General features: G+C 57.9%; 8 protein-coding genes. All 8 read right to left on the bottom strand.

What is annotated here, in order from left to right; all coding sequences use genetic code 11:
- On the bottom strand, nucleotides 1–332 hold a 332-nt coding region (locus tag LIO98_RS10750), incomplete at its 3' end, for a tripartite tricarboxylate transporter substrate-binding protein (RefSeq protein ID WP_291956766.1).
- A 27-nt stretch (nucleotides 333–359) separates the two neighbouring features.
- Nucleotides 360–1,373 (bottom strand): shikimate dehydrogenase, encoded by a 1,014-nt coding sequence (locus LIO98_RS10755; RefSeq protein ID WP_291956768.1) that lies wholly within the window; start codon nucleotides 1,371–1,373, stop codon nucleotides 360–362.
- A 451-nt stretch (nucleotides 1,374–1,824) separates the two neighbouring features.
- Nucleotides 1,825–2,730, bottom strand: coding sequence for a DMT family transporter (locus LIO98_RS10760; RefSeq protein ID WP_291956772.1), 906 nt, complete (start codon nucleotides 2,728–2,730; stop codon nucleotides 1,825–1,827).
- Nucleotides 2,731–2,742: 12 nt separating this feature from the next.
- Nucleotides 2,743–3,648, bottom strand: coding sequence for a LysR family transcriptional regulator (locus LIO98_RS10765; protein ID WP_291956775.1), 906 nt, complete (start codon nucleotides 3,646–3,648; stop codon nucleotides 2,743–2,745).
- A 72-nt stretch (nucleotides 3,649–3,720) separates the two neighbouring features.
- Nucleotides 3,721–4,719: a tripartite tricarboxylate transporter substrate binding protein gene (locus tag LIO98_RS10770; RefSeq protein WP_291956778.1), complete on the bottom strand. Its 999-nt coding sequence runs from the start codon at nucleotides 4,717–4,719 to the stop codon at nucleotides 3,721–3,723.
- A gap of 36 nt (nucleotides 4,720–4,755) precedes the next feature.
- Nucleotides 4,756–5,658, bottom strand: a complete 903-nt coding sequence (locus LIO98_RS10775) for a shikimate dehydrogenase (RefSeq protein WP_291956780.1) — start codon at nucleotides 5,656–5,658, stop codon at nucleotides 4,756–4,758.
- Nucleotides 5,659–5,661: 3 nt separating this feature from the next.
- Nucleotides 5,662–7,155 (bottom strand): tripartite tricarboxylate transporter permease, encoded by a 1,494-nt coding sequence (locus LIO98_RS10780; RefSeq protein WP_291956783.1) that lies wholly within the window; start codon nucleotides 7,153–7,155, stop codon nucleotides 5,662–5,664.
- A gap of 13 nt (nucleotides 7,156–7,168) precedes the next feature.
- Nucleotides 7,169–7,711 (bottom strand): tripartite tricarboxylate transporter TctB family protein, encoded by a 543-nt coding sequence (locus tag LIO98_RS10785; protein ID WP_291956787.1) that lies wholly within the window; start codon nucleotides 7,709–7,711, stop codon nucleotides 7,169–7,171.
- Nucleotides 7,712–7,815: the final 104 nt, after the last annotated feature.

Here is a 7,815-nt window from a genome sequence, read left to right on the forward strand (position 1 = left end):
ATGGGTTCAAAATCGTTAAAGCTGAGGGGGGAGAGTCCGAGCACCCTGTAGGTGGCGGGGTTTTCCGCGGCGTAGAGCAGGGTGTAGCCGTCGGCAGGCAGGTTGGCGACCATCGTCGTGGCGACCGCGCCCGTGGCGCCGGTCTTGTTCTGCAGGATGATGGTCTTGCCGAGGTATTTTTCCGCCAGCGGCGTGATGGCACGCGATACTCCGTCGCAGCCGCCGCCCGCTCCCCACTGGATGATACCCTGGATATTTTTCTCAGGGTAGGCCGCGAGGGCCTCCTGCGCGATAAGGACAGCTATAAGCGCCAGCAACAGTATTTTTCTCATTTTGCATACTTCCCTTCTTCGGTAATTTTATTTATGTTTCGGTAAATCGTTGAGGAACTTCTCACAGGCGGCGGCCATCACCTCCACCGGCGGTGTTTCGCCCGTCCAGATACGCACAGCCTCCGCTCCCTGATAGACGAGCATCCACATGCCGTCCAGCGTCCGGCAGCCGCACGCGGCGGCTTCGCGCAACAGGCGCGTCTCGCGCGGATTGTAGACGATGTCACATACAAAGTGGTGCGGCGAGAGCAGCGAGGCGTCGAAGGTGAGCCCCTCGGCGGCTGGCCACATTCCCAAGGAGGTGGCCTGAACAACGATATCGGTATCCGCAAGCGCGCTTTCGATATTGGCGTTGTCGAGTGCCATAGCCTCCGCGATGCCGACTCGCCGCGAGTTCATATCGCCGGCGAGGCTCTCTGCCTTTTCAAGACTGCGGTTCACAATGTAAAATTTCGCGCCGCCGGCGATCGCTAGGGCCGAGGCCACGCCGCGCGCCGCGCCGCCCGCGCCGACGACGAGGCATCTTTTGCCGCGCGGATCGACGCCGCCCTGTTCCCTCATAGCGCGCACAAAACCGGTGCCGTCCGTGTTGTAGCCGATTTTGCGCCCATCTTTGAAGAGCACAGTGTTCACCGCGCCAGACTCGGAGGCCGAGGGATGCAGCTCGTCCATCAGCTCTTTGACCGCCACCTTATGCGGTATCGTCACATTACAGCCCATGAAACCCATCGCCGCCATGGAGCCGACGATTCCCTCCATGCGCGAGGGCTCCGCCGGAACGGGGATATATAGCGCGTCAAGCCCCATATCCGCGTAGGCGTCGTTGTGCATCACCGCCGAGGCGGAGTGGCCGAGCGGCCAGCCGATGAGCGCCGCCGGTCTGGTATTCGCGGAGATGGGCAGCTCCCTCTTTTTGTAGGCTTTCAGCCCCGCCGCCGCCCTCTCCCGAAGCAGCGCGACACCGCAGCCGCCCGCCTCCGCCGTGACGTCCCCCCACAAAACCGCGCCATTGTCCTCTGTCATAACGTTCTTTTCCCACATAATGATGTTCTCCTTTCGTAAGCTCTTCCACATAAAACCCCGCGTCAGCCGTCAAAGGGCACGAGGTCACCGGCGGCTGAACATTAAATCTTGATCCAGCCTTCCTATTTGCCTTTGTCTGTCGTATTTCAGCGGAGGGAAACAAAAAAGACCGCGGCCCCTGCGGACGACGGTCTTGAAGTATCTCTCAGATCTTTTACTTTATCAGGTCCGAATCACTTCGCGAAAAACGCCAGAAACCCCGAGGCATCAAACGAGCGGGGAAAAGTAAAAAACCAATAAAAGTAAAAGTTTTTATTTAACAGCGCTTTTCCCATAACGTGAGCCTCCCTCTTTCGCGGACGTGACCGTCTCTTGTTTTTGTGAGGTGAATGATACTGCTGTCATTTGTATCTGTCAAGTATGTAAATGAACGGCAGTCTACCGCAAACGGCGAAAAATAAAAATTCTGTTATTTTAACGCCTTTTTCTGTACCGTCGCGCAGGCTACCGCGGCCATTATGATCGCGCAGCCCGCCAGTTCGTGCCCCGTGGGATAGAGGCCGAGGACGAGCGGCGTTATGATGAGCGCGAAGACCAGCTCAAGCGTGCAGATGAGGCTGACCAACGAGGCGGGGATGCGTTTCAGCGCGTTGAACATGAATCCGAAGCCCAACAGCCCCGCGCCGAGCGCCGAGTACTGCATCAGCGCGAATACGGCCCCGTCGATGGCCTTGAGGTCGCCCCAGCCCATCAGCACTGACTTTCCGGCGATGAGCATCGCGCCGCCGAAAAGGTGCACGTAAAAGAGCTGTATCAGCGGGTTCGTCGCGCCGCCCATCAGTATCCGGCGGGAGACGAGCGTCTGTCCGGAGAGTCCGATCAGCGAGGCGAGCGCCCACATCAGACCGGCAGGCGAGACGGAGAGCATGCCGCCCTCCTGCCCCATAAAACCGACATAGAGGCCGCCGACGATCATGAAACCCGCGGCTATCTGCATCCTAGAGGGCTTTTCATGCGTTATGAAGTATGAACCGGCCATCGTCACCAGCGGGAAGGTATAGTGCAGCATAAGCGCCTGGGGCACGGTGAGGTAAAAGCAGGAGACCATAAAGCCGCAGGCGTTCATCACCACGGTCAGGAAGCCGAGAAAAACATAGGTGCGCATGAGGCTGCGTCCGATCCTGTACCACCCCGGCCCGAGGCTGTATCTGAGGTAGAGGGACATCAGGATCACGACGAGCACCGCACGGTAACACATTACCGAGACCATGCTGACCCCCTGCGTACCGATAAACTTTGCGAGCGGGCTCATACCGCCCCATAGCACGGCGGTGCCCAGAGCCATCATCACGCCGCGTGTGTAGTTATTTTTCATCTTTTCACCTTTTCATCTCTTGAATCCGGCTATAAGTCCCTGCTTAGAGCACAGTTTTATGTAATTTACAAAGCGCACCGCCGCAGGCGGCAGGTAGCGGTTGGCGTTGTAGGCCATGTAGAGCGTACAGTGGGCGTCAAAGTCCTCCACCCTCAGGGTGCGGACGCTGAGCTTCTTGAGCACGTCGGTGACGGCGACGAAGGCCACTCCGAAACCGGCGGAGACCAGAGAAAATATCGCCTCTTCGTCAGGCGCCTCGTAGGCGACCCTGGGCACCACGTCGACGCTCTTCAGCAGGTATTCCACCAGCCGCCGGAGCCCCGAATCGTCCTCGTAGAGGATATAGGGATAGGGCTCTATCTCACGCAGGCAGATACTTTCACGCTCCGCCAGCGGATGATCGGCGGGAACAATGACCGCCATCTCCTGACAGAACAGGGGGAAGAGCGACAGGTCGGGAACCTCCTTCTCCGTGGTACAGAAACCGACGTCGAAGAGCCCCTCTTTGAGTCCCGCTATCACCTGCGGCGAATTAAGCTGTTTGAAGTTAAAGATTATCTTTTCGTTCTCTTTACGGCGCAGAAATTCGCGCGCGAGGCGCGGTACGAAACCATAGCTCCAGGGAGGATTATAGGCGATGTTGATATCGCCCTCGGTCTCGCTCGCGAGGCGCTTCATCTTTATGTTTATCGTTGTGAGCGAGTCCAGCGGCGTTATCTGCTCATAGTAGAGCCGTCCGTATTTCGTGAGGGAGATGCTGCGCTTCTCACGCTTAAAGAGCGGCACGCCGAGCTCGGTCTCCAGATTTGAGATCGAAATGCTGATCGTCGACTGTGAGATAAGCAGCTCCTCAGAGGCCTTCCTGAAATTGAGCAGGCGGGCTACTACGCAGAAATATGTCAGCTGCTGCAGCGTCATGGCGGAGACCCTCCCGGCAAAATAGTACGGAGGCGGCCTCTTGAAAAGAGAAGCCGCCTCCGTTATTATAGCTTATTTATGGGCGGGACGCGGAATGCCGAATTTCTCGGGCGATTCCTTCGCGCCGCCGGCGTCATAGAGAAGCCATGCGCTGACCGACTGGTTCTGGTTGATGTATTTGCGAGCCGCGTCTCCGGTAAGGCCAAGCTTCACGCCGCCCATCGTCTTCGCGAATTCGTCAAATTTAGGGTCGTTGTAGGCCTTGAGGTAGGCCTTCTGGAGTGTCTCATAGGCCTCTTTCGGCGTGCCCTTCTTTACAAATACGCCGAAGAAGGCGCCCCAGGGAAGGTAGGGCTTGTATTCCTTAGCGTAGAATTCCGTGATCGCGGGGACCTGCTTCACCGCCGGCACGCGCTCGGGCGAGATCACCGCGAGGGCGCGCACGTTGCCGGCGTTGATGAAGTTCACGCAGGAGAGGAGGCCAACCGCGACGGCGTCGATATGTTTGCCCATGATCGCCGTGACCGCCGGGCCCTCGCCGTCAAACTGTATCTGCGGGAATTTAACGCCGTGCACCTTTTCGATCATCGTCGTGGCGACGAAGGGAAGTCCTCCGGGGCCCGTGGAGCCCATCTTGACCGTTTTACCGGACTTCGCCGCTTCGATAAGGTCTTTGAATGTCTTATAGGGCGAATCCTTCGGGACCACTACCACGCCGACGTTGGCCATCATCAGCAGCACTGGGTCGAAATCGGCGTAGTCTATCTTCGCGAGGCCGGTGACCTTATAAAGGTTGGGGTTCTCCGCGCCAAAGAGCAGCGTGTAGCCGTCAGCGGGAAGGTTGTTTACAAATGTCGTGGCGATCGCGCCCGTAGCGCCGGTCTTATTCTGCATAATGACCGTCTTTCCAAGCTCTTTGCCCGCCATCGGCGTTATCGCGCGCGCGACGTTGTCCATCGCTCCGCCCGCGCCCCACATGATGTACCCCTGTAGATTCTTCTCGGGATAGGCGGCGAAGGCCGCCTGCGCCATCAAAGCCGTGAAAAGCACCGTCAACAATAATTTCTTCATTGTCCTCATACTTTCTTTCGTTTTTATAACAGTGATTTAATGTTTCTGTAAATCCTCAAGAAAACGTTCGCATCCCGCGGCCATCACATCAACCAGAGGCTCCATGCCCGTCCAGATACGAACCGCCTCCGCTCCCTGATAGACGAGCATCCACATGCCGTCCAGCGTCCGGCAGCCGCGCGCGGCCGCCTCGCGCAGAAGGCGCGTCTTTCTCGGGCTGTAGACGACGTCACAGACAAAGTGACGCGGCGAAAGAAGCGAGGTGTCGAAGGCGACCGTATCTTCGTTCGGGCGCATCCCTAGACGCGTCGCGTGAACGACGAAGTCCGCCTCTTCAAGAGCACCGCCGACGCTCTTTTTATCAAGGGCCAGCGGCCTGGCCGATCCCGGACGCAGCGCGTTCATATCATCGGCGAGGCGTTCCGCCATTTCGTACTCCTCCTCGCGGTTGGCGATAAAAAATTTCGCGGCCCCGGCGATCGCGAGCGCGGAGGCTACGCCGCGCGCCGCTCCTCCCGCGCCGATCATCAGGCAGCTTTTGCCGGAGGGATGAAAATCGCCCTTCTCTATCAGGGCGTGCACAAAGCCGGTGCCGTCCGTATTGTAACCGATCCTGCGCCCCTCTTTGAAGAGCACGGTGTTCACGGCCCCGGACTCGGCCGCCGAGGGGTGGAGCTCATCCATGAGCTCCTTCACGGCCACCTTGTGCGGTATCGTCACGTTGCAGCCCATGAACCCCATAGTCTCCATCGCCTTCACCGCCTCCGCGACATTTTGCGGCTCCACAGGCAGGGGCAGATAGATGGCGTCAAGTCCCATCGCGGCGTAGGCGTCGTTGTGCATCTCGGCGGAGGCTGAATGGCCGAGCGGCCACCCGATCAGCGCCGCGAGTTTCGTATTTACGGATATCGGCAGCTCCCTGTTTTTATAGGGGCACATGGCTCATGCGACCCCCCGCCATTTCTTGTAGGTCTTGGTCTGGGTGAAAATCATCAGGAAGATGAATACGCAGAGGATGAGGCTTATCGGGTTCGTCACAAATCCCTCAAGGAAGGGGAGAAGTTCGTTTTCCGCACCCTGCATCGCGCGGCGGTAGTTCGCGTCAAGCATCGGGCCAAGGATTATACCGAGCACCATCGGTCCCGTCGCGTAGCCGTATAGCCGCATGAAGTAGCCGAGCACGCCGAAGCCTATCATGTAAAAGATGTCCACGACGCTGTTCTGAATCGCGTAGGTCCCGATCACCGAGAGGATGATGACGATCGGCATGATTATGCTTTTGGGGATCTCAATTATCTTCGCGAAGGGTTTGATGCTCAGCAGCCCGAGGACGAAGAGCGCGATATTCGCCACCATCAGCAGGCTTACGATCATCCAGAAGAGGTGCGGCGTCTCGATCATCAGCATCGGCCCCGGCTTGAGTCCGTGGATGAATAGGCCGCCGATGATTATCGCCGTGATGGCGTCTCCGGGGATACCCAGGGTCAGCATCGGGATAAAGGCTCCCCCAATCGCTCCCTTGTTCGCCGTCTCAGGGGCGACTATGCCTTCGTAGGCTCCGTGGCCGAAGGGGGTCACGGGGTTGCGGGTGGTGCGCTTCGCCTGGTCGTAGGCCAGAAGCGCCGCGACGTCTCCGCCGGTCCCTGGCAGCGCGCCGATGAAGACACCAAGCAGCGCCGAACGGATGCCGAGGGGCAGGAATTTGAGAAAGGTTGAAAGGTCGGGAACGATCTTGCTGAGGTTCTGTTTCGGCGGATTTTCACCGCCGCCACGGAACTGGGTCAGCGCCTCGGAGATTCCGAAGAGTCCGATCATCGCCGTGACAAAGCTGATGCCCGCCATGAGGTTGAGGTTGCCGAAGGTATAGCGCAGTTCGCCGGTCGAGGGGTCCATGCCGACCATGCTTATGAGAATACCGATGATACCGGCCATTATTCCTTTGACTGGGTCGCCGCCGCCGATGCTTCCGATAAGCAGAATGCCCATCAGCGCGAGCAGGAAGAAGTCGCGCGGCGAAAATTTAAGCGCGAAGTTGGCGATTACCGGCGCGGCGCAGGCCAGCACAGCGACGCCGACCATTCCGGCAAACAGCGATACCGTGGTGCAGAGGCCGATAGCTTTGCCCGCCTCACCGCGCTGCGCGAGGGGATACCCCTCCATACCGGTGGCGATCGCCGCTGGAGCGCCCGGGATATTGAGCAGGATCGCCGTGATCGCGCCTCCGTAGACCGCTCCCACAAAGACGCCGCACATAAGGGCGAGCGCGTTGTTCAGCTCCCAGGAGAAGGTGAAGGAGATGAGCAGCGAGACGGCCATCGTGCAGGAAAGTCCGGGAATGGCCCCCACCCAGATACCGGCGAAGACTCCGGCCCACACGAGAGCCATTACCTGCCAGTCCATGAAGGGAATCAAAAAGTACTGCAAATTATGTAACATATCTATATACCCCCTATGGAAGGATTACTAGGAATACGTAACGGAAGATGACGACGAGGACCGCCATCGCCGCCGCCGAGATCACAAACGACTGCCAGATATATTTGCCGCGGTGCAGATAGATCATGCCGATCACCATGAATACGTAAGATGAGGGAATGAAGTGCAGGCGCGGCAACGCGATGCAGTAGACGAGCAGCAGCACAAGGACTACGATGACGTCCTTGGGAAGAAGATATCTAAAGACATTGGGCGAACCGGCCTCCGGCGCCTCTTTTTTGCATGCTTTGAAGATACAGATCAATCCGCAGATGATTATTATGACCGACGCCAGTTTCGGGAAGACCGACGGCGACGAATAATTTTCACTGGTCATGTCGAGCGCGAAATAATATCCCAGAACGCCGAATACTGTCGCGATTATCGCAAAGGCCGTCTCTCCCGGCTTTCTGTGTTTTTCAGGGACATAGACGGAAAGATCGCGCGCGGCATCGTCCTCTATCTCCGCAACTGCCTCAAGATTCTTTATTTCCTGATTCTCTTCGGGATTGCTCATTAAATTAACCTCCGTCTTTTGATTCTTAATTTACAAAGGGCCGCCTGCAGCGGATTTACGCGGTAAGCGGCCCTTTACGGTCTTTATTTATTTAGGCTGGGGAA

The organism is Cloacibacillus sp. (assembly GCF_020860125.1).
Taxonomy (GTDB): Bacteria; Synergistota; Synergistia; order Synergistales; family Synergistaceae; genus Cloacibacillus.